This is a genomic window from Polynucleobacter sp. 30F-ANTBAC (assembly GCF_018882385.1).
Taxonomy (GTDB): Bacteria; Pseudomonadota; Gammaproteobacteria; order Burkholderiales; family Burkholderiaceae; genus Polynucleobacter.
This window is the reverse complement of the sequence record NZ_JACVON010000001.1, coordinates 483,390-509,596: the sequence shown is the minus strand read 5'-3', so window position 1 is coordinate 509,596 and position 26,207 is coordinate 483,390. Positions and strand designations below refer to the sequence as shown.

Here is a 26,207-nt window from a genome sequence, read left to right as displayed (position 1 = left end):
AAACATGTCTGAAAAAAATAAATTCTTCTCCCACGCAACGCTTGAAACGAATGTGGGTTGGTTGATTGTTTTAACTGTTTTTGTTGTGGCAATTGCTGGTTTGGTACAGATCGTGCCATTGTTCTTCCAGCACTCAACGACAAAGCCAGCTGAAGGTGTAACGCCGTATTCAGCGTTGCGTTTAGCAGGTCGTGATGTCTACCAACGTGAAGGTTGCGTAGGCTGTCACTCTCAGCACATCCGTACATTGCGTTCTGAGACAGAGCGTTATGGACCTTACTCAACTGCTGGTGAATCTGTTTTTGATCACCCATTCTTATGGGGCTCAAAGCGTACAGGTCCTGACTTGGCGCGTGTCGGTGAGCGTTATTCTGATGATTGGCATCGTACCCATTTACGTAATCCACGTGATGTGGTGCCTGAGTCCAATATGCCAGGCTACCCATGGCTGCAATTTGCCGCGGCTACTAACGTAGGCGATATCTCAGCTCATATGAGAGCTTTAGGTCGCTTAGGTGTACCGTACACAGAAGAGCAAATTGCAAATGGTCCTAAAGAGTTAGAAGGTAAAACTGAAGAAGACGCTTTAATTGCCTATTTGCAAGGATTGGGCACCAATCGTCGTGCAGTTGAACCGGCTAAGACAGTTAGCAAATAACGAATAGCAAAGATCTTATGGAAAATTTAGCACCGTATCTCTCAGCCATATCAACCGTCTTAGGTTTGGTATTTTTTGTAGGGATTGTTTGGTGGGCGTGGTCTTCTAAGCGTAAAGCAGCCAATGAAGAGTCAGCCAATTTGCCATTTGATCTACCTGATGAATTTACGAAGGACAAATCATGAGTGACTTTTTTAGCAGCGGGTGGGGTATCTACATTGCGGTAGTGAGTGGTGTGGGCATCATTTGGTGTTTATATCTTTTATTTTCGCAACGAAAAACAAACGTAACTTACGAGGCTGATGGCAGCGTTGCTGACACTGGTCATGTATGGGATGAAGACTTACGCGAACTGAATAATCCATTGCCACGTTGGTGGATGTGGATGTTTATGCTCTCTTGTTTTTTTGCAATTGGTTATTTGGTGCTTTACCCAGGTATGGGTAGCTATCAAGGCACATTGGGTTACACAACCACTGGTGCGCATGAAGCATCTGTCACGCAAGCCAACCAACAACTCAAGCCTATTTACGCTAAGTACATGGAATTGGATGTTAAGCAAGTGGCAGCCGATCCTCAGGCTCGCGAGATGGGGCAGCGTTTATTCTTGAACTATTGCGCTCAGTGCCACGGTTCAGATGCAGGTGGTTCAAAAGGTTATCCAAACTTAGCCGATCAAGATTGGCTATACGGCGGTGAACCTGACAATATCAAAACAACCTTGATCGCTGGACGTGCTGGCGTGATGCCGGCTTTCAAGCATCTTGAAGGTACTCAAATTCCAGACGTGGCTAACTATGTTCGTAGCTTGTCAGGTTTGGCAGCTGATCAATTGAAGTCAGCACGCGGCGCAGAAGTTTTCAAAACCAATTGTGCGGCTTGTCACGGTGGCGACGGCAAAGGCAATATTGCGATGGGTGCACCTAACTTAACTGACAGAGTTTGGTTATACGGTGGTTCAGAGGCAGCTATTGTTGAAACTTTAAACAAAGGCCGCAATGGAAAAATGCCTGCTCATGAATCAATTTTGACGCCTGAGAAGATCCATTTATTAGCTGCTTATGTTTGGAGCTTATCGAACGTTAAAGATAAAGCAATTAATAAAGCTAGCAACTAATGTCAAAAGATATCATCGATATAGATGCAGACGGCTCACAGGAAACTGTTGAGCTATCTCTCTACGAAGTAAGACGCAAAATCTATCCCCGCTCAGTGAGTGGGGTTTTTGCCAAGTGGCGCCTCTACCTTGTGTTGTTTACTCAAATCTTATTTTATGGCTTGCCTTGGGTCCAGTGGAATGATCGTCAAGCTGTATTGTTTGATTTGGTATCCCGTAAGTTCTATATTTTCGGTTTGGTTCTTTGGCCGCAAGACATTATTTATTTGACGCTATTATTAATTTTGTCTGCTTTAGGATTATTCCTATTCACAGCAGTCGCTGGTCGTCTATTTTGCGGTTACGCTTGTCCGCAAACCGTATATACAGAAGTATTTATGTGGATCGAGCGCAAGATCGAAGGCGATCGTTTTGCGCGTATTCGCTTAGATGGTGAAGAGTGGCCTTGGGGTTTCCGTAAGTGGCGTATCAAGTTAACCAAACACGCACTTTGGATCATCATTGCTCTATGGACTGGCTTTACTTTTGTTGGTTATTTCACGCCAATCAAATTACTTGGTGCTGAAACTTTAGCCTTGACCTTGGGTCCATGGCAGGCTTTTTGGTTATTCTTTTATAGCTTTGCAACTTGGGGTAACGCAGGATTTATGCGTGAACAAGTTTGTAAGTACATGTGTCCTTATGCACGTTTCCAAAGTGTAATGGTCGATAAGGACACCTTTGTGGTGACTTACGATAAAACCCGTGGTGAAAATCGCGGCAGTCGTGCAAAGGCAGCAGATCACAAAGCCTTAGGTTTGGGCGATTGTGTTGATTGCAGTATTTGTGTTCAAGTGTGTCCTACCGGGATTGATATCCGTGATGGCTTGCAATACATGTGCATTGGTTGTGGTGCTTGTATTGATGCTTGTGACCAGGTGATGGATAAAGTGGGTTACGACAAAGGCTTGATTCGTTACACATCTGAACGAGCCATGCTCGAGCACATGGACAACAAGAAAGCCCGACACTACATTTTGAGACCTCGTGTTTTGATTTATATCGGCATCTTATCGGTCTTGATGACAGCATTCGTGGTCTCCTTGTTCTTGCGCAATCCATTGCGCTTGGACGTGATGCGTGACCGTGGTGCATTGGCTCGAGAGGTCGATGGCACGATGATTGAGAACATTTATCGTCTGCAGATCATGAATTCATCTGAAAACCCCATGCGAATCAAAATCCAAGCAACAGGATTACCTAAAATGCTTGTTTTGAATTCTCAAGGTCAAGAAGTCGGTGAGTTGGTGATTAATCCATCAAGTAATCTTTTACTGCCTGTTAAAGTAAGAGTGAATCGAGATGAAGTGGGTACGGGTAACCATCCGATTCATTTCGAAATGGCAGGTCAAGAAGAGGGTCCTATGGCGTCAGAAAAGCCAAGAGGTCGTGATGAAAAATCTAGCTTTATTGTTCCGCGCTAATTGCTGGAAATGAAAGAGGAGTCAGCTCATGTCAAATGAAGTTACTAAACCCTGGTGGAAGCAGTTATGGCCTTGGTTGATCATCAGTGGCCCAGCGATTGGTGCAATTGGTGCTGCGATCACGATCTATTTCGCTTTCACGCAAGACGTGGATCAATCCATCAGGGAAGGCGTTAGTCAACAAGGACTCAAAGTAGAGCAGGTGGCTAAATGACCGTGCGCATTTTGATGTGGATCTTATGGCCGTCATTCTTGGTGGCCGGTGTAGCTGAAGGTATTTTGTTTACGGTTGTATCACCTGAGGATTTGAGTTTCTTTGGCCATCCAATCGAGGCCTCTCATCATGCAATCTATACCATTGGATTTTTTATTCTTTGGCTACTATGCGCACTTTCGAGTGCTTTGAGTATTTTTATCCTTCCCGGATCTTTATCTGATCTAGAAGAGAAAATAGATCGCGGTTCTTTCTAGACAATCCAATCAAACTAAAAAGGCTTAATGAATCTCATTAAGCCTTTTTTATTGGGTCAGTAGAAATAAGATTATTGGGTTATGCGCTGACTGATTTGTGCTCTGCGCAATGGATGGCGCTTGATTTGCCGGCTAGCTCAAGTAAGCCATTCATATCAATTAACTTAATATGTCTTTGCTTAATTTGGATCATCCCGGATTCAGAGAAGCGAGAGAATAAGCGGCTGACAGTCTCGAGCTGAATACCCAAGTAACTTCCAATCTCCTCACGACTCATGCGCAAGTGGTATTCCGTTGGGGAGTAGCCGCGTACGGCTAAGCGGTCGGATAGATTGAGTAGGAAGCTAGCAAGGCGTTCTTCTGCACGCAAACTGCCTAGAGATAAAAGATGGCGCTGATCTTGAGTCAGTTCGCGACTCAAGATTCTATGAAATTGATGTTGCAGGGATGGTATCTGTCTTGCAAGAGTTTCAAAATCACTAAATCGCACAACACAAGCTTCGCTATCTTCGAGGGCAATCGCATTGGATTGGTAGTGATTCTCACCAATCCCATCAAGACCAAGCATCTCTCCTGGTAAGTGGAAGCCTGTAATTTGCTCTCGACCATCCGCTAGGGCGTATTCAGTTTTAAGTGTGCCAAATTTGATACCGTAAACAGCGCTTAAGGGTTCGCCTTGGCGGTAAAGAGATTCACCTTTTTTAAGGCGGACACGCTCGGTGACCAAGGTGTCAATCTTGTTGATATCATCTGATGAAAGTCCAACAGGCAGGCAAAATTGACCCAAAACGCATGTGGAGCATTTATTGGCCGACTCTGGTGTGTTGATACGATTCATGTTGATATGTTTGTTTTAAATCAATATTGAAATATGTATGTGCTCTATTCTACGGCTTACTTGAGCAGATTACCAAAAATTTGAGTTAAATCAATATGATCACTAGCACTTTATTACTAACTGTTTTTTTAGGGGCACTCGTCAGTGGTTGGCATTGTGCTCTGATGTGCGGTGGGATTGCGGCAGCCTCTGAAAAAGTAACAACGATTCAGAAAAGCAATGTCTACACATTGGTGAGGTCGTCTCGATGGGGTTTGGTTTACCAGCAACTCATGATGCACTTTGGCAGAATCACGACCTACATGATTTTGGGTGCTTTAGCGGGGTTGTTGGGCGTGCCAGTTTGGCAGCAAGATTGGTTACCCATCCAAAGGATCCTTTTTGCTTTGGCATCAGTGATTTTTTTATACCAAGGCTATCGGATTTTAAGAAAAAATAAAGCTAAAACAAGTGCTTTCGATAACTGGCTGACTTCAAAAACAGCCTTTTTATGGCAGCGCGTCTCTGGATTGGCTTTGCAAAAAAATGGCTCAAGTGGTTATTTCTCTCGATTTCTCAGTGGTTTAGCGTGGGGTTTGGTTCCTTGTGGCCTGATTTACGGGGTTTTGCCCTTGGCTTTCTTGTCAGGCGATGCGCTTTCTGGTCTATTGCTGATGCTGGCCTTTGGATTGGGGACTTTGCCTAATTTGTTGCTTATTTCCGGCTTGTCGGCTCGGCTAGCGGGTTGGGGGCACCAAAATTGGGCAAGATATGTGGCAGCCTCGTTGATGGTATCGACCGGCTTGATTGGTCTGTACCGAGCGATGACGCTCCCAGAGGCTCTTTTAAAAGGAGGTTTTTGTATTACCTCCACTTTGAATTACAATACGCTACTAGTCGGTTAATAAGAATGATTGAATGTCCGGTGTCTATATGCCGGTCGTCCTTAACCCTAATATAAATACGTTTCCCTTTTTAAATCTATGAATCCAGAACAGCTCAAGCTGGTGCTTGAAACTGCACTCTTATGTGCAGAAGAACCGATGACCATTAACGACTTACGTCGTTTATTCATGGAAGAAATTCCTGTGGAAGACATCAAAACAGCGCTCACAGAAGTTCAGGCGGATTGGTCTGAAAAAGGAATGGAGCTTTTAGAGCTAGCAACAGGCTGGCGTTTCCAGAGTCGCTTGACTATGCGTGAGTATCTAGACCGCTTAACTCCAGAGAAGCCACCCAAGTATTCACGTGCTGTGATGGAAACTTTAGCCATCATTGCTTACCGTCAACCTGTGACGCGTGGCGAGATTGAAGAGATTCGTGGTGTGACTGTGAGCTCTAATATTGTGAAGCAGCTAGAGGACCGTGGCTGGATCGAGGTTGTGGGCCATAAAGAAACCGTGGGTCGCCCAGGTTTGTATGCCACCACTCGACAGTTTTTAAATGATTTAAGTTTGACGACTCTGCAAGAGTTGCCAATGCTCGATGATGCAGATGCTCAAGCAGAATCTTTGGCTCAAAAAGTCATTGAGTTTGAAGGTGAACATCCAGAACTGAAAGATGCTATTGCATCCGATGAACAAGAAGTAACTGATGTGGTTGATACATCAGACGTAACTGAAGACACAGTGCCAGCAACTTCAGAAGAAGCTGACGATGCATCATCAGTTGATAACCCGAATAACGATAAAGCCTAATGACAACACCTGAATTTGAATCTGAACAACCGGCGCAAGTAGAAGGCCCTGCTGATGAGGGTGGAACACCCCGTAAGCGAGTCAGCCGAAGCCCTTATAACAAGACGCGTAAGCCTCGAGCTAAGCCGGAACAAACGGAACAATCAGAAGGAAGCGATGCTTCTTCTGCCATTTCAAGCGAAGCTCCTAGCGTCCATGCAGAAGCTGCTGAAGGCGCATCAGAGGGGGATTCATCTAACGCAAGACCTCCTAGGCAGGGTCAAGGTCGCAATGGCCCACGCGCTCAAAGAGGTAAGCCTCAGCGTGGTGGTGATCGAGCCGGTCGTGGCGAGCGTCCACCCAGAGATTCTCAAGAACAAAAACCACCTAAAGTTGATCCATTATTGGCTGAGGAAAGTAATGCGCTCTTTGCCTCTGTAGTTTCTGGCGAATTTGATGCTTCTTTAGATGCCCCTGAAGTAGAGTCGGAAGTGACTCATGACATGGTGGCGCAAGCTTTAGCCGAGATTGAGGCGGAAGATCACACGTCGGATGGTTCCGATAAAGAGCAAAGTCCTGACGACGACATGATGCCTGGGTTGCAATTCTCGAGCGTGGATGAATTGCCGCTAAGTTTGCGTGATGAAGTGTGGTCAGACCTAGATGATGTCGAAGATGATTTAGATGATGACACCGTCAAGCTTCACAAAGTTTTAGCCGATGCAGGCATGGGATCTCGTCGCGACATGGAAGACCTGATTGTTCAGGGTCGTGTGTCAGTGAACGGCATGCCAGCCCATATTGGTCAGCGAGTTGGTCCTACCGATCAAGTTCGTATCAACGGCAAAATGGTTCACCGCAAGATTCAAACTAAGCCGCCAAGAGTAATTCTGTATCACAAGCCGGCGGGTGAAATTGTGAGTCAATCCGACCCAGAAGGTCGTCCAACTGTTTTTGATCGTTTGCCAAAAGCCAAGCAAGGTCGTTGGATAGCAGTTGGTCGTTTGGACTTTAATACGGAAGGTTTGCTCTTATTTACTACTTCTGGTGAATTAGCTAATCGCTTGATGCATCCCCGTTACGGTGTGGAGCGTGAGTACGCAGCCCGTATCTTGGGTGACTTAGATGCTGAGCAAGAAAAATTACTTAAAACCGGTGTGCAGTTAGATGATGGGGTCGCCCGTTTCTTAAGATTGGTCAATGGCGGTGGTGAAGGTGCCAACCATTGGTATCACGTGGCTCTAACAGAGGGGCGTAATCGTGAAGTGCGTCGTATGTTTGAGGCCGTGGGGCATATTGTTTCTCGTTTGATTAGAACGCGTTACGGTTTATTTGTTTTACCTCCAAGACTGCGTCGCGGTCGTTGGGAAGAAGTTCCGAGTGACCAAATCGTCCAATTGATGAAAATGGCTGGATTAAAAGTTCCTCAAGGCATGGGCGAGAAATTCAAGCGAGATCCTCGCGAGGGTGGCGGTCAACGTGCCCACGCCGGTGGTCAACCTGATCCAATGCAGACGTCGGTCTCTTACTGGGGGTCTAAGGACGCCTTGCGCCAAGCCTCAACAACAACCCGCGGCTTTACCCAAGGGCATGCTTCTGAAAAGGGCAGCAATTACAAAGGCAAGAGCTCTGGGCGCCATGGCGGCCAAGCGGGTTCTGCTGGGCAAGGTGGCAGGGGTGGTCGTGGGCCTGGTGGGCAAGGGGGTTACGCAGGTAAGCCAGGTGGAAGTCGTTCCGGAGGCCAGAACTTTGGTCAACGTCGGGATGAGGATAGCCAAGCTGGCGTTCATCATGGCAGTGGCTTTGCTGGAGCCTCTGATAAGCCTCGTTCAGGTCAGAGATTTGGCAAAAAAGGCCCAGGTCAAGGTCCGTCTAGAGGTGCTCCTAGCCAAAATAGGGGTCCTGGTGGTAAACCAGCCGGTAAATTTGGTAAAAAGTTTACAAAAAGCTGATCAATGAGGGGGTTCCTAGGGGATTTCCCTTGGCACTAAAAGGAACTTCCTATATAATTCAATTCTTTAGTAGTTCCGGCTGAAGTTGCGTTCAACGTAAGTCGGGCATGTTCTCTTTGTTTAGGAATATGGGCTCTATGCCCATTTTTTTTTGGTGAAATGAAACGTAATAGCTTATGGCGAACGAACAAGTTCTGATTGCTGATGCGCTGAAAAGTTTGGGTTACCTACTCGTCGATATTGAGCGAGAAGGTCATGGACTGCTGCGCGTAACGATTGAGAATGTTGATTTCGAGCGACCCATTGATATTACGGATTGTGAAAAAGTAAGTCGTCATCTGAATTACAGCTTGCCTGTAGATAACGTCAACTACGATCGATTAGAGGTTTCTTCACCAGGCTTGGATCGCCCTGTTAAAACAGTTGCTGACCATATCCGTTTTGCGGGTTTGGAAGCGAATGTGAAATTACGGGTGGCACACGCTGGCAGAAAGAATTACGTAGGTGTTTTGCAAGGTTTGATCAGTGGCAACGCTGATTCGGCTGATGCCCAGTTGGGTTTGTTGATAAAGAACCCAGATGGTACTGAAGCCATGTTTGAATTTACTCTAGCCGAGGTTGAAAAAACTCGGTTGGTTCCCGTCGTTGATTTCAAAGGAAGAAAATCATGAGTCGTGAAGTCCTCATGCTAGCTGACGCTTTAGCACGTGAAAAGAACGTTGATAGAGATATCGTATTTGAAGCGCTTGAGATGGCCTTGGCCTCTGCAAGCAAAAAACGCTACGAAGAAGATGTCGATATGCGTGTTTCAATTGATCGCGAATCTGGCGAATATGAAACATTCCGTCGTTGGTTAGTGGTACCTGACGAAGCAGGTTTGCAAGAACCGGATAAAGAGATTCTTTCATTTGAAGCGAAAGAACAAATTGCTGATATCGAAATCGGCGATTACATCGAAGAGCAAGTGGAATCCGTTGCTTTCGGTCGTATTGGCGCACAAACTGCCAAGCAAGTGATCTTGCAGCGCATTCGTGATGCTGAGCGCGAACAAATTTTGAATGACTACCTTGAGCGTGGCGAAAACGTCATGACCGGTACTGTTAAGCGTGCTGATAAAAATGGTTTGATTGTTGAATCAGGCCGTGTTGAAGCTCTTTTACGTCGTGATCAAATGATTCCAAAAGAGAACTTACGTAGCGGTGACCGTGTACGTGGTTTCATTTTGAAAGTGGATCGTGAAGCACGTGGTCCGCAAATCGAACTATCAAGAACAGCCCCTGAATTCTTGATCAATCTTTTTGAAAATGAAGTTCCTGAGATGGAGCAAGGGCTTCTAGAGATCAAGGGCGCCGCTCGTGACCCTGGTATCCGTGCCAAGATTGCTGTAGTGGCTCATGACAAACGTATTGATCCAATCGGTACATGTGTTGGTGTTCGTGGCACACGTGTAACAGCTGTTCGTAATGAAGTGGCTGGCGAAGCAGTAGATATTGTTTTGTGGTCTGAAGATCCAGCGCAATTTGTGATTGGTGCTTTGGCTCCGGCCCAAGTTCAATCGATTGTTGTGGATGAAGAGAAGCATGCGATGGACGTGGTTGTGGATGAAGAGAACTTGGCTATTGCGATTGGTCGCAGCGGTCAAAACGTTCGTCTAGCAAGTGAACTCACTGGCTGGCACATCAACATCATGACACCAGAAGAGTCTGCTCAGAAGACAGAAGAAGAATCTGAAAAGATTCGTGCTGTGTTCATGGATAAATTGGACGTTGACCAAGAGGTTGCGGACATTTTGATTGAAGAAGGTTTCAATAGCTTGGAAGAAGTGGCATATGTACCTCTTTCTGAGATGTTGCAAATTGATGCTTTTGATGAAGATACTGTGAATGAATTGCGTACACGAGCACGTGACTCTTTGTTAACGATGGAGTTAGCAAAAGAAGAGCTCGTTGAAGGTGTTTCGCAAGATTTACGTAGCTTGGATGGTATGACAACTGCCCTTGTTGCAAAGTTAGCAGAAGGTAATGTCCATACCCGTGATGACCTAGCGGAATTGGCTGTTGATGAACTAGTTGAAATGACTGGTGTCAACGAAGAAGACGCAAAAGCTCTCATCATGACAGCTCGTGCTCACTGGTTTAACTGATTCATAAGGGGTTCGCATGGCGACCACGACCGTAGAAGATTTGGCAAAAGAACTGAAGCGCACTCCAGCAGAATTGCTGGAGCAGCTTCAGGCCGCTGGTATTAATAAAAGTTCAGTAGAAGATAAGTTGACAGAAAAAGATAAAACCAAGTTGCTAGAGCACCTACAAGTGGCTCATGGTGCGGATGCAGGGGCACGTAAAAAGATTACGCTGACCAAACGTGAAACAACAGAGATTCGTCAGGCTGACTCAGCTGGCAAAACTCGCACCGTTCAAGTTGAGGTTCGCAAAAAGCGTGTGCTTGTTAAGCGTGATGAATCAGCTCCAGAAGTTGAAGAGGCTCCTGTCCCGGTCGCTGAAGTAGTAGCGCCTGCAGAACCGACTTCCAATGCCAATATTTTGGATGATGCAGAATTAGCAAAGCGTGAAGCTGAGGCGAAACGCCAAGCTGAGTTATTGGCCCGTCAAGAGGCTGATATGAAAGCCGAGATGGAGCGCAAGGCTCGCGAAGAGGCTGAAAAAGCTGCAGCTAAAGCAAAAGCTGAAAAAGTAGTTGAAAAAACTGAGGTAGCCTCAGCTGAAGAAGTTCAAGAAAAAGCAGATATCGCTAAGAAAGAGAAAGCAGATATTGCAGCAGCAGCTAAAGTTCGTGATGACGAATTAGAAAATATTCGTGTGCGTCGCGCTAAAGCTGAAGCGGAAGCATTGGCTATTCGTGAAATGATGAATGCGCCTGCGCGTGTTCTAAAGGCAGCCAAGCCACCAGAAGAAGAGAAAAAAGGAACTCTGCATAAACCAGTTAAAGCTGAGGGTGCGGACGACAAGAAGAAAGATAAACCAGGTGCAGTTAAGCCAGGTACCAAAACAATTAAGTCATCAGAGTCTTCATCAACATGGAATGAAGATGGTAAGAAGCGTCCAGGTGGTTTGAAAACTCGTGGCGACACAACAGGTGGTTCAGGTAACTGGCGTACCGGTGGTGGCAAGAAGCGAAATCAACAGCAAGCCAGTGATGTTCCAACCAACTTCGTGGCACCTACTGAACCTGTTGTTCGTGATGTTCATATTCCAGAAACAATTACTGTTTCCGAGTTGGCTCACAAGATGTCTGTCAAAGCCGCCGAAGTAATTAAGTTGCTCATGGGCATGGGTCAGATGGTAACGATTAACCAAGTGCTTGACCAAGATACAGCGATGATTATCGTTGAGGAGATGGGTCATAAAGCATTTGCAGCAAAATTGGATGAGCCAGATACTGATCTATCAACCGATGATCACGAAGCAGAGATGTTGGCTAGACCTCCAGTTGTAACTGTGATGGGTCACGTTGACCACGGTAAAACATCTTTGTTGGATTCGATTCGTCGTGCCAAAGTAGCCTCTGGCGAAGCAGGTGGTATTACTCAGCACATTGGTGCATATCACGTAGAAACGCCACGCGGCATGATTACTTTCTTGGACACCCCAGGTCACGAAGCCTTTACGGCGATGCGTGCTCGTGGTGCTCAAGCGACAGATATCGTGATTTTGGTTGTGGCTGCAGATGACGGTGTGATGCCGCAAACAAAAGAGGCGATTGCTCACGCAAAAGCAGCAGGTGTTCCTCTAGTTGTTGCAATCAACAAAATTGATAAACCTGAAGCAAACCCAGAGCGCGTCAAGCAAGAATTGGTTGCTGAAGGTGTTGTTCCAGAAGAATACGGTGGCGATGCCCCATTCATTCCTGTTTCAGCGAAAGCGGGTACAGGTATTGATGAATTGTTAGAGAACGTTCTCTTGCAAGCTGAAGTTCTAGAGTTGAAGGCTCCTAGGGAAGCTGCGGCTAAAGGTCTTGTGATTGAAGCGCGCTTGGATAAAGGTAAGGGTCCTGTTGCAACCATTTTGGTTCAATCAGGTACTTTACGTCGTGGCGACATGATCTTGGCGGGTTCTTCATTTGGTCGCGTTCGTGCGATGTTGGATGAAAACGGTAAGCCATGTAATGAGGCTGGCCCATCGATTCCAGTTGAGATTCAAGGTTTGTCAGAGGTGCCTGCAGCAGGTGAAGATGTCATTGCTGTAGCTGATGAGCGTAAGGCTCGCGAAATAGCTTTGTTCCGTCAAGGTAAGTTCCGTGATGTGAAGTTGGCGAAGCAGCAGGCCGTGAAGCTTGAAAACATGTTTGAGAACATGGCTGAAGGTAGTGTTGAAGCAAGATACTTGCCGATCATTATCAAGGCGGACGTTCAAGGTTCTCAAGAGGCATTGGCTCAATCATTGATGAAGTTATCAACTCCTGAGGTGAAGGTTCAAATCGTTCACGCTGCAGTGGGTGGCATTAGTGAAACAGACATTAACTTAGCAGTTGCTTCTAAAGCGGTTGTGATTGGCTTTAACTCACGTGCAGATGCATTGGCTCGCAAGTTAGCTGAAGCGAATGGTGTGGATATTCGTTACTACAACATCATTTATGACGCTGTGGATGAAGTTAAAGCAGCCATGAGCGGCATGTTGACGCCAGAGAAGAAAGAAGAAATTACTGGTTTGGTGGAGATTCGCCAAGTGATCCAAGTTTCTAAGGTGGGTTCAATTGCGGGTTGTATGGTTCTTGAAGGTGTTGTGAAGCGTACTTCACGTGCACGTCTATTGCGTAACAACGTCGTGGTCTGGACAGGTGAGTTGGATTCATTGAAGCGCTACAAAGATGACGTTAAAGAAGTGAAGGGTGGTTTTGAGTGTGGTTTATCACTTAAGAACTACAACGACATTGTCGAAGGCGATCAATTAGAAATCTTTGAAGTGACTGAAGTTGCAAGAACGCTTTAATAGCATTCCAGCAAACATCATTCAAGATAAGCATCGAAAAGCAAAGAGCGAATAACTCATGCCAGTAAAAAACCATCGCAATCAACGTGTGGCTGACCAGATCCAAAGGGATCTGGCTGAGCTTATTCCGCGTGAAGTGCGTGACCCTAAAGCTGGTTTGATTACATTGCAAGCTGTTGAGCTCACAACCGATATGGCTCACGCCAAAGTGTTTTTTACGGTTTTAGGCGCCGAGCCTGAATACGCATTAGCTGCTTTAAGAGAGAAGGCTGGTTACTTGCATTCTTTATTGTTCAAGCGGTTGCATATTCACACGGTTCCCACTTTGCATTTTCATCATGATGAATCTGTGGCTCGCGGTGTTGAGATGTCTCGTTTGATTGATCAAGCGCTTCAAGATAGCGAAAAGTCTTAAATGAAACCCCAGAGTATTCATGGGGTGATTCTTCTGGATAAACCGGAAGGGATTAGTTCACAAACGGCTGTAACGATTGTGAAAAGAGTATTTCATGCTGAAAAAGCAGGGCATACCGGAACGTTGGACCCCATGGCAACGGGCTTATTGCCGGTGTGTTTGGGTGAAGCAACCAAGTATTCGCAAGATTTATTGGATGCTGATAAGACTTACTTGGCAACGATTAAGTTTGGTGAGAAAACTACTACTGGCGATGCTGAAGGTGAAGTAATAGAAACAAGAGATGCTAATTTTGATGTGACTGATTCAGTTCAGTTAGAGAAGAAATTGGCAGAAGCGTTAGAGAAGTTCACGGGAGTGATTGAACAAATTCCACCGATGTATTCGGCTCTAAAGCGTGACGGTAAGCCTCTGTACGAGTATGCCCGAGCAGGTGAAGTGCTAGAGCGTCAAGCTCGAACAATCACCATTTACTCACTTAAGTGGGTATCGGTTAATTGGCCGGTTGCTCAATTGCAAGTGGCATGCAGTAAAGGTACCTATGTCAGAACCTTGGCAGAGGATATCGGCGAATTTTTTGCTTGTGGCGCGCACCTGATTGGTTTGCGTCGTGAGCAGGTAGGACATTTAACTTTGAGCCATGGTGTGACCTTGGATGTGGTTAAAGAAGAAGCAAATAACGAGGTAGCTAAGGCAGCTTATTTATTGCCAGTGGATGCCTTGGTGCAGGAGCTTAACTCTTTGAAATTATCAGATGAAGAAGCTGATCGCTTGCGTTTAGGACAGCGAGTGCCGGTGAGTAAGTCTGGAAGTGAAGAAGAGTTAATGAGGATTTACCGTGGCTCTATAGAGCCTTGTAATTTTATGGGTACAGCAGATTGGCGTAAGGGTGTTTTGCATCCACGTCGTTTGATGGCTCAAGCAGTAGAAGTCATGAATTTAAATAATTGATAAAAGTGAAAGCAGAACTATGAGTATTCGCGCCTTAAGAAATATTGCCATCATTGCCCACGTTGACCACGGGAAAACGACTTTGGTTGACCAGTTGTTACGTCAATCAGGAACATTCCGTGAGAATCAAGCGCTTACAGAGCGCGTTATGGACTCCAACGATATTGAAAAAGAACGTGGTATCACGATCTTGTCAAAAAACTGTGCGGTAGAGTATGAAGGTACCCATATCAATATCGTTGATACCCCAGGACACGCGGACTTCGGTGGTGAAGTGGAGCGCGTTCTCTCTATGGTTGACGGTGTATTGTTGTTGGTTGATGCGGTTGAAGGCCCAATGCCTCAGACTCGCTTCGTGACTAAAAAAGCTCTAGCGCTTGGCTTGAAGCCAATCGTTGTGGTGAATAAAGTGGACCGTCCAGGTGCGCGTATTGATTATGTTGTTAACGCAACATTTGAACTATTTGACAAATTGGGCGCAACAGAAGAACAGTTGGATTTCCCAGTTGTTTATGCCTCAGGCTTGAGTGGTTATGCTGGTTTAACACCAGAAGTGCGCGAAGGCACAATGGCTCCTTTGTTTGAGACTGTTTTAAAGTATGTTCCGATCCGTGATGAAGATCCAGAAGGTCCTCTACAGTTCCAAATCTCATCAATTGATTACAACAGCTACGTTGGCAAGATCGGTGTTGGTCGTATCAGCCGCGGTACAGTTAAAGTAGGTCAATCAGTGGTTTGTCAAAACGGCCCTGATGGCACACCATTCAATGGTCGTGTTAACCAAGTATTAAAATTCCAAGGTTTGGAGCGCGTTCAAGTTGAACAAGCTGCTTCAGGCGACATCGTTCTAATTAACGGTATTGAAGATCTAGCGATCGGTACAACAGTATGTTCACCGGACAAAGTTGAGCCATTGCCAATGTTGAAAGTGGATGAGCCAACCTTGACCATGAACTTCATGGTGAACACCAGCCCATTGGCTGGTCGTGAAGGTAAGTTCATTACAAGCCGCCAGATTCGTGATCGCTTGCAGCGCGAGTTGAAGTCAAACATGGCTTTGCGCGTGAATGACACACCAGACGACACTGTATTTGAAGTGTCTGGTCGTGGTGAGTTGCATTTAACGATCTTGATCGAAAACATGCGTCGTGAAGGTTACGAGTTGGCAGTTTCTCGTCCACGCGTTGTTTTCCATGAAGAAAATGGCGTGAAGATGGAGCCGTTTGAAAACTTAACAGTTGACGTTGAAGACACCACTCAAGGTGGCGTGATGGAAGAGTTAGGTAAGCGTAAGGGTGAGCTTCAAGACATGGTTTCAGACGGTAAAGGTCGTACACGTCTTGAGTACAGAATCCCTGCTCGTGGCTTGATCGGCTTCCAAGGCGATTTCATGACCATGACTCGTGGTACAGGTTTGATGAGTCACACATTCGATGCTTACGGCCCAATGAGAGAAGGTATGGTTGGCGAGCGTCACAACGGTGTATTGATTTCTCAAGATGATGGCGAAGCAGTAGCTTACGCTTTGTGGAAGTTACAGGACCGTGGTCGTATGTTTGTGGTTCCTGGTGATGCGCTATACGAAGGTATGGTTATTGGTATCCATAGCCGTGATAATGATTTAGTTGTGAACCCAATTAAGGGTAAGCAATTAACTAACGTTCGTGCTTCTGGTACAGATGAAGCTGTTCGCTTGGTGCCATCTATTCAGATGTCTTTAGAGTACGCAGTTGAGTTTATTGCTGAAGATGAGTTGGTAGAGGTAACACCAAAGAGCATTCGTATTCGTAAACGTCATTTGAAAGAAAATGAGCGTAAGAAGGCAAGTCGTCCTTCTGGTGTTTAATTAGCGCTAGTTGAGCAAATCCATAAAGCCGCAACCTTCACGTTGCGGCTTTATGATTTTTAAAACAGAGATTAATATAGCCACTCATCATGGATATTAAAAATGGCGTGGGTCCCAGCAAAGTATTTGTCAACAATACGGGGAAGTCCTATGTCTATCTCATCGATTTTTTGACGGAAAAATTCCCGAAAATTTCTAAGTCTGAGTGGGTTGCTCGCATGAATCAGGGTTTGGTTTTGGATGAGGCGGGGACCCCTCAATCGAGTCAAGCTTTATGTCTGAATAATGCTTTTATCTATTACTACCGAAGTCTTGAATCTGAGGAAGTGATCCCGTTTCAAGAGATGATTGTTTATGAAGATGATCACTTGTTGATTGCAGATAAACCTCATTTTTTGCCGGTTACGCCAGCAGGGCACTACCTGCAAGAAACCTTGCTTGTTCGTCTTAAAAATAAAACAGGCTTGCAAGATTTAACCCCCATTCATCGGATTGATCGAGAGACCGCTGGCTTAGTCGCTTTTTCAAAAAGAGTGGAAGACAGAAATCGCTATCAATCTTTATTGAGAGATAGAAAAATCAAAAAATCGTATGAAGCCATTGCGCCTTATCAAGAGCATTTAAAAGATCAGTTTCCAATCGAGCGAATTAGCAGAATTGAAGAGTCTGATATTTTTATTCAGATGCAAGAAGTTCCTGGTGAACCGAATTCGGATTCGATCATTCATCTATTGGAGGTAAGCGAGCCTTGGGCTAAGTATCGATTGGAGCTAGGTAGTGGTAAGAAACATCAGTTAAGAGTTCACATGCATGCTTTAGGTATGCCTATCAAGAACGATAAGATTTATCCGAACATCATTCAGCAACCGGCAGCAGGTAAGGACTATTCGGAACCTCTGCAGTTGCTAGCCAAGCAATTGAGTTTTAGAGATCCCGTGACACAGTTGGAGCATGATTTTCAGAGCCATTTTTATCTCAATTTAAGCGACTTCTCTCCAAATCCCTAATAGCCTATTGACTCAAGCTATTCATATCAATGACAAAGCGATATTTCACATCGCTTTTGAGCATGCGTTCATAAGCATGATTGATTTCTTCCATTTTGATCAGTTCGATTTCAGAGGTGATATTGTGCTTTGCGCAAAACTCAAGCATCTCTTGTGTTTCTTTGATGCCGCCAACCAAGGAGCCTGCTACGCTCTTGCGACCAAAAATTAAAGGCCCAGTATTGAGTTCGGCGTTAGGCCCAATAGAACCCACGATGCACATCGTGCCATCGACCTTAAGCAATTGCATGTAGTGATTAAAGTCATGAGGTACTGGAATAGTATTTAGTAAAAAATCAAATTGATTAGTTTTTGCTTCCATCGCATCAGCATCAGTAGAAATTAATACTTCATCAGCGCCAAGTTTTAGAGCATCGCTAGCTTTATTTTTTGAGGTGGTGATCATGACCGTTTTGGCACCCATAGCATGAGATAGTTTGACACCCATATGCCCAAGACCACCTAACCCAATAATGCCAACCGTCATGCCAGGTTTAACACCCCAATGTCTCAAAGGTGAGTAGGTTGTAATGCCTGCGCATAACAGTGGTGCTGCGCCCGCAGGATCTAAACCGTCTGGAACGGTAAGAACAAAATGGTTATCGACCACAATACTTTGAGAATAGCCGCCATACGTAAAGCCGCCTGGATCATCCGTAGCGCTGTTGTAAGTTGCGGTAAATCCATTAAGGCAATACTGCTCTAAATCTGCTTTGCAGGATGAGCAATGGTGGCAAGAGTCTACAAAACAACCAACTGCTACGCGCTGCCCAATCTTTAGGTGCTTGATATCTGACCCTAGAGCGCTGATTTTGCCAATGATTTCATGTCCAGGAACTATGGGATAGTTACTGTTATTCCAATCATTTCTGGATTGATGAATATCAGTATGACAAACACCACAAAATTCAATATCAATCTGTACATCTTTTGCCCCGACCTTTCGTCGAGTAATTGGATGAGGGGCTAGTGGTGATGTGGCGGATTGTGCGGCATAACTAGATATTGATGACATGAGTATCTCCTAAAGATATATTAACGTTATACCAGTAATGTTAATTTGGCTGTGTTCTACAGCAGAAAAAATAATATTCTAGTGAACTACTTTAGTGAGTTATCCCATTCTTTAAGTCTGGATTAAAGCTCTATGTGGCTCCTCATTAAAACGCACTAAAATCATTGGTAGTAAATTACTAATAAAAAGAGTCCGTGGAAAATAATAAAAGATTAGCTGTCGCCCCGATGATGGATTGGACTGATCGACAGTGTCGAACTTTCCATCGTAGTCTCACTAAAAATGCTGTTCTCTACAGCGAGATGGTGACAACAGGTGCATTGATTCATGGTGATGTCCCGCGCCATTTAGATTTTGATGAGATTCAGCATCCTGTCGTATTGCAGTTAGGCGGTAGTGAGCCTGCTGATTTGGCTAAATCTGCATTATTAGCTCAGCAGTGGGGTTATAACGAGGTTGACCTTAACTGTGGCTGTCCTTCAGAGCGCGTTCAACGTGGCTCGTTTGGGGCTTGCCTAATGGCTGAACCAGACTTGGTTGCTGACTGCGTGAAAGCGATGGTGGATGCTGTGGATATACCAATCACAGTCAAGCACCGAATAGGTTTGAATGACATGGATGTCCTTCATCAGCCTCATGATTACCAATTTACTTTGGACTTTATCTGTAAGGTTGCTGAGGCGGGTGCTAGCCAAGTTACCATCCATGCCCGCAATGCCATCTTAAAGGGCCTTTCTCCCAAGGAGAACCGCACTATTCCACCCCTTCAATACGAGGTCGCTAAACAACTTCGTGTCGATGCGCAAAAGCATTTCCCTCACTTAAAAGTTTTATTAAATGGCGGTCTAGAAACCAATGGCGACATTGCCCGATATTGGCATGACTTTGATGGGTTCATGATCGGTCGGGCGGCATACCATACCCCTGGCATCATGTTGGATTGGGATGAGATGCTAAAAACGGATGGTCAAGCTTTCGGCCATTTTTTTGGCGTGGAGCAGTGGAACCGGATTACAGAAGAGTTGATCCAGCAATGCACCGCTTGGTTGAAGTCTTGCGAGGCTAAACAAGAGCACTTTCATATGGCAGCGATTACCCGTCATATTTTGGGTTTAGCCCATGGTAAGGGCGGTTCGAAGCATTGGCGCAGAAAACTATCCGATTACCGACTTTTGGGGGCAGTCAAGACAGAAGGGGATATCAGAGCCTTTTTTGAAGATGCCAATAAAGAATTACGGATGTATGTTGAACAAGAAGACTCAGACGAGTTATAATCTTTTTTCTCTACGGTGGCTGTAGCTCAGTTGGTAGAGTCCAGGATTGTGATTCCTGTTGTCGTGGGTTCGAGCCCCATCAGCCACCCCAAATAAAAAATGGCCCCTAACCAAGGGGCCATTTGCTTTATAGGCGTTCTTTTATGAGTTTTGATGAAAGTAAATCATTGACGCAATAGTGATTAATCCAAAAGTTATATCTATAAAAACCAATCTTAGAGTTAATTTTTTAACAACACGATTTTCAAAATTCTTAAATTCCTGCCTTATTTGATTTTTTATTTCAAGGAGTAGTTGTTTATATTCTTCATCTGTTTTCATCATGACTAATTCCTTTGGCATTTGATTTCCCGTAATGCAAATAGACAATTAATTTATATTTTTTATAAGTTATTTGCAAATCATCAAAAATGATGTTGAGTAGGGTGTGGGGTCATAAAACGCTTACTCATCGAGTGTTCATGAGAAAATCTCCTCTGTGAAAAAATTCTTTAATCCTTTAGCGCATGCTTTTCTTTGGCTCTTAGCAGTCATCCCGTATTCATGGGTTGTGCGTATAGGCTATGGCATTGCTGCAATAGCACCTAAGTTCTCTAAGTCGCGCGTCAAGATCATCAACGCCAACTTAAAGGCTTGTTTTCCCCATCTAAGCCAAATGGAGCGTGATGCATTGGCAAAACAAAACTGGCGTTTAATGGGTCGAAGTTTTGCTGAGCGTGGTCGCTTATGGTTGGGCTCAGAAAAATCAATTAATGAATTTGTGACTGTTTATCCGCAAGTGGATATGAATGATGGCAAGCCGCGCATTTATGTCAGCATGCATTTGATGGGTATTGAGGCTGGCTTGATTGCGATCACTATGCACTTGAAGAAAATCAAAGCAGCTCCTGGCATTACGCTTTATGTGTTCATGAAAAATGATTACTTTGAGCCGCGCATCAAAAAATGGCGTGAGCGTTTTGGCGCCAAGATGTTGCTACGTGAGCATCATGGTCGTGAGCTATTGCGTGAAGCACGCAAAGGTACTTTTGTTTGTTTATCACCGGATATGGACTTGGGTCGAAAAGATTCTGAGTTCGTGCCGTTTTTTGGTGTCTCGACTAATACAGTTTTATCTGTTTCCAAAATGGCGAGAGTTGCTGGTGCTGAAGTGTGTCCTATCTTTACCGTTCTACGTGAAGATGGTTCAGGCTATGACTGCCATGTCGGCAAGCCTTGGGTGGATTTTCCAACCGATGACGCGGTTGCAGACACTGCGCGAATGAATCAGGCGTTTGAGGATGTGATCAAGCCACGCATCGCGGAGTACTACTGGGTGCACAAGCGATTTAAGAATCGCCCAGAGGGTGAAGCTTCTATTTACTAAGAAGCCCCATCTAAAAATTAGATCAAAGGCCGCCGGGTCGAATTAATCCAACAGCTAAACCTTCCACTGTGATTTCATGGCGACGAGGGTCCACCATGATGTTTTCAAAATCTGGGTTCTCGGCAATCAACTCAATCTTCATGCCGTGAGGGCCTTTCGATTGTGACCAACGTTTCACAGTGACTTCATCGTCTAAACGCGCGACAACAATCTCACCATTGCGAGCTTCAGTGGTTTTTTTAACCGCTAAGTAATCGCCATCCAAAATACCGGCGTCACGCATACTCATGCCGCGCACTTGCAATAAGTAATCAGCACCTTTGGTGAATAAAGATGGATCGCAGGGCACTTGTTTTTGAATATGCTCCACGGCCAAAATCGGAGATCCAGCAGCAACACGACCGATTAAAGGAAGAGTGAGTTGCTGAAGCGCAGCTAGAGGCAGTGTTAACTGCTTCGATAACTTGATACCACGCGAAGTTCCAGGAGTTAGCTCAACATAACCTTTGCGTGCCAGTGCACGTAAATGCTCTTCAGCCGCATTCGCTGATGCAAAACCAAGGCGTGTTGCAATTTCTGCTCGCGTCGGTGGCAAGCCACTACGAGAAATAGCATCTGAAATAAGCCCCAAGATTTCTTCTTGGCGAGCCGTTAGCTTAGGTTTTGCTGTATTTGTATCCATGCTGTGATTCTATACAGTGATTTCATAAGATGCAATACCCATTGATAATGTTTTGTATGAACTCTGGAAATTTATTGGTTTTAGGCATGGGGGGGACGATCGCTGGCTTAGCCACCGATCCTCAGAAGCCTATGTCCTATCAGGCTGGTCAAATTTCCGCCCATGGGTTGATTGAAGCTTTGCAGCTCGATAGCGATATGGGTCCGATAGAAGTCATTCAGGTTGCCAATATGGATAGCCGGCACATGAATGAGGAACTCCTCATGCAGTTAGCCTGGGCTGTTAAAGCCGGTCTAGAGCGAGAGGATGTGGCGGGTATTGTTGTGACTCATGGTACTGACACCATGGAGGAAACGGGTGTTTTTCTTCATGCCACTTTAGGTAAATTGGCCAGTCACTATAGAAAAGCCGTTGTTCTAACGGGTGCCATGTTGCCGGCCAATGCTGAGCATGCAGATGGCCCTACTAACTTAAGGGCAGCGCTTTACCTAGCTAAAGAAGCCAGAGAGACCCAGCAGTTTGGTATTTTGGCGGTTATGGCAGGTAAGCCCTGTTTAGCCAGAGACTTATCCAAACAACATACCCATGCTTTAGATGCCTTGGTGGTCAATGCTCGAGAGTTAGATGGCCCGATTCATAAACGCCAAGCTGATTTGAATTTGCCGACCCAAATGGTTTGGCCCTGGATTGAGATCATCACCAGTCATGGTGGTTCGAGCGGGCGCTTGGTCGATATGCTCACCAGTCAAGGTGTGGAGGGCATTGTGATTGCTGGAACTGGGCAGGGAAGTGTTCATCAAAACCTAGCGCAACACCTAATTTTGGCTGCTGAGGCTGGAATTGCGGTGGTTAGATCATCTAGAACAGGCGCTGGCGCAGTATTTTCTGAGATTCCAGAGCCGGATAGCGCTTGGAATTGGTTGTCAGCCAGGGATTTGAACCCTGCAAAAGCCAGAATTGCACTCCAATTAGCTCTTTTGGAGGCAAATTCGAGGAAAACTGAGGATTGGCAGAGTATTTTTGCTACAATCTAAGGCTGTAGTTTTTTACCTTGTCACACTGGTCAGTCGGCTAAATTCAGTTGATTGAGACGCCCAGGTGACTTTTATCCATAAGGAGTAATTAATGCGTCATTACGAAATCGTTTTTATCGTCCATCCGGACCAAAGCGAGCAAGTACCTGCCATGGTTGAAAAGTACAAAAGTACTATTACAACTCAAGGTGGCAAAGTTCACCGCGTTGAAGACTGGGGCCGTCGTCAGATGGCTTACATGATCGACAAGCTAGCTAAAGCTCACTACGTTTGCATGAACATTGAGTGTGGTCAAGCCACTCTTGATGAACTAGAGCACGGCTTTAAGTTCAACGATGCTGTATTGCGTCACTTGGTTATCAAGACAAAGAAAGCTGAAACAGAGCCTTCAATCATGATGAAACAAGTTGAACGTGAAGAAGCTCGTAAAGCTCTTCAAGCAACGGAGGCGCCTGCTGCCTAATTAGGCACTGAGCGGGTTTGGGTTGAATCATTTCATCCTAACTGCCGCCCTGATTGCTCGGGAAGTTCTGAGATATACCCCAGCCGGAATCCCTGTGATTGAATGCCAACTAGAACATAGTGGCGAAGTTCAAGAAGCAGGTAGTGCCAGGAAAGTCAGAATGAATATCGAAGCAATAGCCATCGGATCAGTTCATGAAAAACTGGGTCAAATGGAATTGGGAAGGTCAGCTAGATTTGAAGGATTCTTAACTCACAAGAACCTGCGCAGTCAGCGACTCGTCTTTCATATCACGCATATTGAATTGTAAAAAGGAAACATCATGGCATTCGTAAAAAAAGGTGATGACCGCAAGAACAAGCGTCCAGCACAAAACCCATTATTCAAACGTAAACGTTTCTGCCGCTTTACAGCTGCTAAGGTTGATCAAATCGATTACAAAGATGTAGACACACTTCGTGACTTCATCGGTGAAAACGGCAAGATCACGCCTGCACGTTTAACTGGTACTAAAGCTTTGTATCAGCGCCAATTAGATACTGCTATCAAACGCGCGCGCTTCTTAGCTTTGATGCCTTTCACTGACCAACATAAGAAATAATCAGGAGTCACTATGCAAATTATTCTCCTAGAAAAAGTAGCTAACCTTGGTAACTTAGGCGACGTTGTTCGCGTTAAAGATGGTTTTGCTCGTAACTTTTTAATTCCACAACGCATGGCTCGCCGCGCAACAACAACAGCAATTGCTGAGTTTGAAGCAAAGCGCGCTGAGTTAGAGAAATTGGCTGCTGAGAAATTGGCTGCTGCAGAAGCTGTTGGCGCTAAGTTAACTGGTTTGGTTCTTCCAATTAAACAAAAGGCTGGTGTTGATGGTCGTTTGTTTGGTTCAGTAACTAACCACGATGTAGCCGATGCTCTTAAAGCTCAAGGTTTCACAGTTGAAAAAGCTTCAGTGCGTATGCCAACAGGTCCTTTAAAGATCGTTGGTGAGCATAAGCTATCTGTCGCTGTTCACACAGACGTAGTTGTAGAAATTACTGTCCAAGTGATTGGTGAGCAGGCTTAATTAATCATCGATACGATATCTCCTGATATCTCATGATTGATACAGCTGTTCAAGCTTTAAAAGTACCTCCGCATTCCGTCGAGGCCGAGCAATCGGTGCTCGGCGGTTTGCTTTTGGACAACTCTGCATGGGATAGAGTTGGGGACGTACTCACAGAAAAAGACTTCTATCGTCCTGACCATGGTTTGATTTACCGAGTGATTGGTAAATTGGTTGGCGAAGGTATGCCTGCTGATGTGATTACTGTTTCAGAAGCCATGAAAACACAAGGTGGTGGCGAGTCAATCGGTATCGACTACCTCAATGCCTTAGCGCAATCTACTCCAAGTGCTTCCAATATTCGTGGTTACGCTGAAATTGTGCGTGACCGCAGCGTTCTTCGTCGCTTGATCCAAACTTCTGACAACATTGCGGGTAGTGCTTTCACCCCTGATGGTCGCTCCGTTCAAACTATTTTGGATGAAGCAGAGTCTAGGATCTTAGCGATTGGTGAAGAAGGTAATCGCGGTAAAACAGATTATTTTGAAATTGCACCTCTTTTAACAGATGTGGTGAACCGAATTGATGAGCTCTACCATCGTCAGGGTTCAACCGATGTAACAGGTGTTGCTACGAGCTTTATTGATTTAGATCGTCAGACCAGTGGTCTGCAAAAGGGTGATCTCGTGATTGTTGCGGGTCGACCTTCAATGGGTAAAACCAGTTTTGCGGTCAATATTGCCGAGAACGTGGCCTTAAAAGAAGGTTTGCCGGTCCTCATTTTCTCAATGGAGATGGGCGCCTCTCAGCTGGCTTCTCGTATCTTGGGTTCAGTGGGTCGTATTGACCAGTCTCGTATGAGAACCGGTAAATTAACCGATGATGAATGGCCAAAGATCACTGAGGCTATTTCTCGGTTGAATGAAACTAACATCATGATTGATGAAACTGGTGCGTTAAGCAGTTTAGAGTTGCGCGCCAGAGCCCGTCGTATTGCGCGTAAATTTGGTACGCTAGGTTTAATTGTGATCGACTACATCCAGTTGATGAGTGGTAACTCTGGTGGCAATGGTGAAAACCGTGCGACTGAAATTTCAGAGATTTCTCGATCACTTAAATCATTGGCAAAAGAATTACAGTGCCCTGTAATTGCTTTGTCACAGTTGAATCGTGGCTTAGAGCAACGACCCAACAAGCGTCCTATCATGTCTGATTTGCGCGAATCTGGCGCTATTGAGCAAGATGCCGACGTGATTCTATTCATCTATCGTGATGAGGTATATCACCCAGACACGACGCCTGAAAAAGGTGTTGCTGAAATTATTGTGGCCAAGCAGCGTAACGGTCCAATTGGAACGATCAAAATGAGTTGGCAAGGTCAATTTACTAAATTTGATAACTTGGCTCTTGGTCAAGGTCAATCATCTGGCGGATACGAGCCGTTCTAAGATTCTGAAGTATCAGTTCTTGGTGATCACGCGCCTAGCTTCGGTGTATCTCTGCGACCAATAGGGTGTTGTGATCTTTTCTAGCCTCACCGTTCCACCTTTGGATGGAGCATGAACAAAACGACCTTTGCCCACGTAAATGCCTACATGTGAATGAGAGCTTCCCTGAGTATTAAAAAAGACCAAGTCTCCTGGAGCAGGCGTTTGATTACCTAAGGATTGTCCCGTCTTCGCAATTTCTGCTGTAGTTCGAGGTAGTTTCTTATTCGCTGCATTGTTGTAAACATAGCCAATTAAGCCGCTGCAATCAAAACCGCCTTTAGGGGTGTTGCCGCCGTAGCGGTAGGGGATGCCTACCAAGCCAATCGCTGCAATTGAGACATCCTCGAGACCTGCTGAAACCTCTTTATCAAAGTCAGGTAGGGATGACATTCTTGGAAAAATGGCACAAGCAGACAGGATGCTTAAACTGGTGCCAATTACCAAGATGCGCTTCATGCAGCTGACCACTCTTAAAAA

The 26,207-nt window shown here is 45.3% G+C and carries 29 protein-coding genes and 1 tRNA gene; 25 read left to right on the top strand and 5 right to left on the bottom strand.

The features are described from left to right. Nucleotides 1–4 precede the first annotated feature (4 nt). Genes ccoO through ICN28_RS02135 form a run of 6 tightly spaced genes read left to right on the top strand, consistent with a single transcriptional unit; the run spans nt 5 to nt 3,709 of the window. The gene (gene ccoO, locus ICN28_RS02160; RefSeq protein WP_216285887.1) at nt 5–658 is read left to right on the top strand and encodes a cytochrome-c oxidase, cbb3-type subunit II; all 654 of its coding nucleotides are present in this window, start codon (nt 5–7) and stop codon (nt 656–658) included. 17 nt (nt 659–675) lie between these two features. Then, a complete protein-coding gene (locus ICN28_RS02155) occupies nt 676–843 on the top strand; it encodes a cbb3-type cytochrome c oxidase subunit 3 (RefSeq protein ID WP_216285885.1) in 168 nt (55 codons plus the stop codon). Further along, entirely contained in the window at nt 840–1,775 is a 936-nt protein-coding gene (gene ccoP, locus ICN28_RS02150; protein WP_216285883.1) for a cytochrome-c oxidase, cbb3-type subunit III, read from the top strand. The genes ICN28_RS02155 and ccoP overlap by 4 nt, the downstream gene beginning before the upstream one ends. Further along, complete coding sequence (ccoG, locus tag ICN28_RS02145) at nt 1,775–3,238, top strand: cytochrome c oxidase accessory protein CcoG (protein WP_216285881.1); 1,464 nt, start codon at nt 1,775–1,777, stop codon at nt 3,236–3,238. Before ccoP ends, ccoG begins: the two co-directional genes overlap by 1 nt. 28 nt (nt 3,239–3,266) lie before the next feature. Beyond that, the gene (locus ICN28_RS02140) at nt 3,267–3,452 is read left to right on the top strand and encodes a hypothetical protein (RefSeq protein WP_216285879.1); all 186 of its coding nucleotides are present in this window, start codon (nt 3,267–3,269) and stop codon (nt 3,450–3,452) included. Then, entirely contained in the window at nt 3,449–3,709 is a 261-nt protein-coding gene (locus ICN28_RS02135; protein ID WP_216285877.1) for a hypothetical protein, read from the top strand. Before ICN28_RS02140 ends, ICN28_RS02135 begins: the two co-directional genes overlap by 4 nt. 79 nt (nt 3,710–3,788) lie before the next feature. Here the strand turns inward: ICN28_RS02135 and ICN28_RS02130 are convergent, their stop codons facing one another. Further along, on the bottom strand, nt 3,789–4,547 hold the full coding sequence (locus tag ICN28_RS02130; protein ID WP_216285875.1) for a helix-turn-helix domain-containing protein: 759 nt from the start codon (nt 4,545–4,547) through the stop codon (nt 3,789–3,791). Nucleotides 4,548–4,642: 95 nt separating this feature from the next. Here ICN28_RS02130 and ICN28_RS02125 point away from each other — a divergent pair, with 95 nt between their 5' ends. From ICN28_RS02125 to ICN28_RS02080, 10 genes are all read left to right on the top strand, one after another. Next, nucleotides 4,643–5,431, top strand: coding sequence for a sulfite exporter TauE/SafE family protein (locus ICN28_RS02125; protein WP_216285873.1), 789 nt, complete (start codon nt 4,643–4,645; stop codon nt 5,429–5,431). Between the two features lie 78 nt (nt 5,432–5,509). Then, nucleotides 5,510–6,223: an SMC-Scp complex subunit ScpB gene (scpB, locus tag ICN28_RS02120; RefSeq protein WP_216285871.1), complete on the top strand. Its 714-nt coding sequence runs from the start codon at nt 5,510–5,512 to the stop codon at nt 6,221–6,223. After that, nucleotides 6,223–8,154, top strand: coding sequence for a 23S rRNA pseudouridine(2605) synthase RluB (gene rluB, locus ICN28_RS02115; RefSeq protein WP_216285869.1), 1,932 nt, complete (start codon nt 6,223–6,225; stop codon nt 8,152–8,154). The genes scpB and rluB overlap by 1 nt, the downstream gene beginning before the upstream one ends. Nucleotides 8,155–8,330: 176 nt before the next feature. Further along, on the top strand, nt 8,331–8,825 hold the full coding sequence (gene rimP, locus ICN28_RS02110) for a ribosome maturation factor RimP (protein WP_216285868.1): 495 nt from the start codon (nt 8,331–8,333) through the stop codon (nt 8,823–8,825). Further along, nucleotides 8,822–10,297: a transcription termination factor NusA gene (gene nusA, locus ICN28_RS02105; RefSeq protein WP_216285866.1), complete on the top strand. Its 1,476-nt coding sequence runs from the start codon at nt 8,822–8,824 to the stop codon at nt 10,295–10,297. Before rimP ends, nusA begins: the two co-directional genes overlap by 4 nt. A gap of 16 nt (nt 10,298–10,313) precedes the next feature. Beyond that, nucleotides 10,314–13,103, top strand: coding sequence for a translation initiation factor IF-2 (infB, locus tag ICN28_RS02100; RefSeq protein ID WP_216285864.1), 2,790 nt, complete (start codon nt 10,314–10,316; stop codon nt 13,101–13,103). A 58-nt stretch (nt 13,104–13,161) separates the two neighbouring features. Next, nucleotides 13,162–13,518: a 30S ribosome-binding factor RbfA gene (gene rbfA, locus ICN28_RS02095; protein WP_216285862.1), complete on the top strand. Its 357-nt coding sequence runs from the start codon at nt 13,162–13,164 to the stop codon at nt 13,516–13,518. Further along, nucleotides 13,519–14,469 (top strand): tRNA pseudouridine(55) synthase TruB, encoded by a 951-nt coding sequence (gene truB / locus ICN28_RS02090; RefSeq protein ID WP_216285860.1) that lies wholly within the window; start codon nt 13,519–13,521, stop codon nt 14,467–14,469. 25 nt (nt 14,470–14,494) lie between these two features. After that, a complete protein-coding gene (gene typA / locus ICN28_RS02085; protein ID WP_216286844.1) occupies nt 14,495–16,315 on the top strand; it encodes a translational GTPase TypA in 1,821 nt (606 codons plus the stop codon). An 89-nt stretch (nt 16,316–16,404) separates the two neighbouring features. Further along, nucleotides 16,405–17,322: a pseudouridine synthase gene (locus ICN28_RS02080; protein ID WP_216285857.1), complete on the top strand. Its 918-nt coding sequence runs from the start codon at nt 16,405–16,407 to the stop codon at nt 17,320–17,322. Between the two features lie 4 nt (nt 17,323–17,326). Here ICN28_RS02080 and ICN28_RS02075 read toward each other — a convergent pair whose 3' ends face one another. Beyond that, complete coding sequence (locus ICN28_RS02075) at nt 17,327–18,376, bottom strand: NAD(P)-dependent alcohol dehydrogenase (protein ID WP_216285855.1); 1,050 nt, start codon at nt 18,374–18,376, stop codon at nt 17,327–17,329. Between the two features lie 194 nt (nt 18,377–18,570). Between ICN28_RS02075 and dusA the strand changes: the two genes are divergently transcribed. Then, the gene (gene dusA / locus ICN28_RS02070) at nt 18,571–19,650 is read left to right on the top strand and encodes a tRNA dihydrouridine(20/20a) synthase DusA (RefSeq protein ID WP_370626428.1); all 1,080 of its coding nucleotides are present in this window, start codon (nt 18,571–18,573) and stop codon (nt 19,648–19,650) included. Between the two features lie 15 nt (nt 19,651–19,665). Beyond that, nucleotides 19,666–19,741, top strand: a tRNA-His gene (locus ICN28_RS02065). A gap of 50 nt (nt 19,742–19,791) precedes the next feature. Here the strand turns inward: ICN28_RS02065 and ICN28_RS02060 are convergent. Further along, on the bottom strand, nt 19,792–19,974 hold the full coding sequence (locus ICN28_RS02060) for a hypothetical protein (protein WP_216285853.1): 183 nt from the start codon (nt 19,972–19,974) through the stop codon (nt 19,792–19,794). Nucleotides 19,975–20,128: 154 nt separating this feature from the next. Here ICN28_RS02060 and ICN28_RS02055 point away from each other — a divergent pair, with 154 nt between their 5' ends. After that, a complete protein-coding gene (locus tag ICN28_RS02055) occupies nt 20,129–21,016 on the top strand; it encodes a lipid A biosynthesis acyltransferase (RefSeq protein WP_216285851.1) in 888 nt (295 codons plus the stop codon). Between the two features lie 22 nt (nt 21,017–21,038). Here the strand turns inward: ICN28_RS02055 and lexA are convergent, their stop codons facing one another. Continuing rightward, on the bottom strand, nt 21,039–21,698 hold the full coding sequence (gene lexA, locus ICN28_RS02050) for a transcriptional repressor LexA (protein WP_216285850.1): 660 nt from the start codon (nt 21,696–21,698) through the stop codon (nt 21,039–21,041). Nucleotides 21,699–21,754: 56 nt separating this feature from the next. Here lexA and ICN28_RS02045 point away from each other — a divergent pair, with 56 nt between their 5' ends. The 6 genes from ICN28_RS02045 (at nt 21,755) to dnaB (ending at nt 25,688) form a co-directional block, all read left to right on the top strand. After that, nucleotides 21,755–22,732: an asparaginase gene (locus tag ICN28_RS02045; protein ID WP_216285849.1), complete on the top strand. Its 978-nt coding sequence runs from the start codon at nt 21,755–21,757 to the stop codon at nt 22,730–22,732. Between the two features lie 91 nt (nt 22,733–22,823). Beyond that, complete coding sequence (rpsF, locus tag ICN28_RS02040) at nt 22,824–23,195, top strand: 30S ribosomal protein S6 (protein ID WP_216285848.1); 372 nt, start codon at nt 22,824–22,826, stop codon at nt 23,193–23,195. Nucleotides 23,196–23,217: 22 nt separating this feature from the next. Further along, nucleotides 23,218–23,505, top strand: a complete 288-nt coding sequence (gene priB, locus ICN28_RS02035) for a primosomal replication protein N (RefSeq protein ID WP_216285847.1) — start codon at nt 23,218–23,220, stop codon at nt 23,503–23,505. Between the two features lie 12 nt (nt 23,506–23,517). Continuing rightward, nucleotides 23,518–23,796: a 30S ribosomal protein S18 gene (gene rpsR / locus ICN28_RS02030; RefSeq protein ID WP_216285846.1), complete on the top strand. Its 279-nt coding sequence runs from the start codon at nt 23,518–23,520 to the stop codon at nt 23,794–23,796. Between the two features lie 12 nt (nt 23,797–23,808). After that, the gene (gene rplI, locus ICN28_RS02025) at nt 23,809–24,261 is read left to right on the top strand and encodes a 50S ribosomal protein L9 (RefSeq protein ID WP_216285845.1); all 453 of its coding nucleotides are present in this window, start codon (nt 23,809–23,811) and stop codon (nt 24,259–24,261) included. Between the two features lie 32 nt (nt 24,262–24,293). Continuing rightward, the gene (dnaB, locus tag ICN28_RS02020; protein WP_216285842.1) at nt 24,294–25,688 is read left to right on the top strand and encodes a replicative DNA helicase; all 1,395 of its coding nucleotides are present in this window, start codon (nt 24,294–24,296) and stop codon (nt 25,686–25,688) included. A 12-nt stretch (nt 25,689–25,700) separates the two neighbouring features. On the opposite strand, the gene ICN28_RS02015 is transcribed toward dnaB, so the two are convergent. Beyond that, nucleotides 25,701–26,186, bottom strand: a complete 486-nt coding sequence (locus tag ICN28_RS02015) for a C40 family peptidase (protein ID WP_216285840.1) — start codon at nt 26,184–26,186, stop codon at nt 25,701–25,703. Nucleotides 26,187–26,207: the final 21 nt, after the last annotated feature.

Bases quoted from the DNA above. Each gene is read 5' to 3' on its own strand.
- ccoO (WP_216285887.1), top strand. From the start codon at position 5: ATGTCTGAAAAAAATAAATTCTTCTCCCACGCAACGCTTGAAACGAAT.
- ICN28_RS02155 (WP_216285885.1), top strand. From the start codon at position 676: ATGGAAAATTTAGCACCGTATCTCTCAGCCATATCAACCGTCTTAGGT.
- ccoP (WP_216285883.1), top strand. From the start codon at position 840: ATGAGTGACTTTTTTAGCAGCGGGTGGGGTATCTACATTGCGGTAGTG.
- ccoG (WP_216285881.1), top strand. From the start codon at position 1,775: ATGTCAAAAGATATCATCGATATAGATGCAGACGGCTCACAGGAAACT.
- ICN28_RS02140 (WP_216285879.1), top strand. From the start codon at position 3,267: ATGTCAAATGAAGTTACTAAACCCTGGTGGAAGCAGTTATGGCCTTGG.
- ICN28_RS02135 (WP_216285877.1), top strand. From the start codon at position 3,449: ATGACCGTGCGCATTTTGATGTGGATCTTATGGCCGTCATTCTTGGTG.
- ICN28_RS02130 (WP_216285875.1), bottom strand. From the start codon at position 4,547: ATGAATCGTATCAACACACCAGAGTCGGCCAATAAATGCTCCACATGC.
- ICN28_RS02125 (WP_216285873.1), top strand. From the start codon at position 4,643: ATGATCACTAGCACTTTATTACTAACTGTTTTTTTAGGGGCACTCGTC.
- scpB (WP_216285871.1), top strand. From the start codon at position 5,510: ATGAATCCAGAACAGCTCAAGCTGGTGCTTGAAACTGCACTCTTATGT.
- rluB (WP_216285869.1), top strand. From the start codon at position 6,223: ATGACAACACCTGAATTTGAATCTGAACAACCGGCGCAAGTAGAAGGC.
- rimP (WP_216285868.1), top strand. From the start codon at position 8,331: ATGGCGAACGAACAAGTTCTGATTGCTGATGCGCTGAAAAGTTTGGGT.
- nusA (WP_216285866.1), top strand. From the start codon at position 8,822: ATGAGTCGTGAAGTCCTCATGCTAGCTGACGCTTTAGCACGTGAAAAG.
- infB (WP_216285864.1), top strand. From the start codon at position 10,314: ATGGCGACCACGACCGTAGAAGATTTGGCAAAAGAACTGAAGCGCACT.
- rbfA (WP_216285862.1), top strand. From the start codon at position 13,162: ATGCCAGTAAAAAACCATCGCAATCAACGTGTGGCTGACCAGATCCAA.
- truB (WP_216285860.1), top strand. From the start codon at position 13,519: ATGAAACCCCAGAGTATTCATGGGGTGATTCTTCTGGATAAACCGGAA.
- ICN28_RS02080 (WP_216285857.1), top strand. From the start codon at position 16,405: ATGGATATTAAAAATGGCGTGGGTCCCAGCAAAGTATTTGTCAACAAT.
- ICN28_RS02075 (WP_216285855.1), bottom strand. From the start codon at position 18,376: ATGTCATCAATATCTAGTTATGCCGCACAATCCGCCACATCACCACTA.
- ICN28_RS02060 (WP_216285853.1), bottom strand. From the start codon at position 19,974: ATGATGAAAACAGATGAAGAATATAAACAACTACTCCTTGAAATAAAA.
- lexA (WP_216285850.1), bottom strand. From the start codon at position 21,698: ATGGATACAAATACAGCAAAACCTAAGCTAACGGCTCGCCAAGAAGAA.
- ICN28_RS02045 (WP_216285849.1), top strand. From the start codon at position 21,755: ATGAACTCTGGAAATTTATTGGTTTTAGGCATGGGGGGGACGATCGCT.
- rpsF (WP_216285848.1), top strand. From the start codon at position 22,824: ATGCGTCATTACGAAATCGTTTTTATCGTCCATCCGGACCAAAGCGAG.
- rpsR (WP_216285846.1), top strand. From the start codon at position 23,518: ATGGCATTCGTAAAAAAAGGTGATGACCGCAAGAACAAGCGTCCAGCA.
- rplI (WP_216285845.1), top strand. From the start codon at position 23,809: ATGCAAATTATTCTCCTAGAAAAAGTAGCTAACCTTGGTAACTTAGGC.
- dnaB (WP_216285842.1), top strand. From the start codon at position 24,294: ATGATTGATACAGCTGTTCAAGCTTTAAAAGTACCTCCGCATTCCGTC.
- ICN28_RS02015 (WP_216285840.1), bottom strand. From the start codon at position 26,186: ATGAAGCGCATCTTGGTAATTGGCACCAGTTTAAGCATCCTGTCTGCT.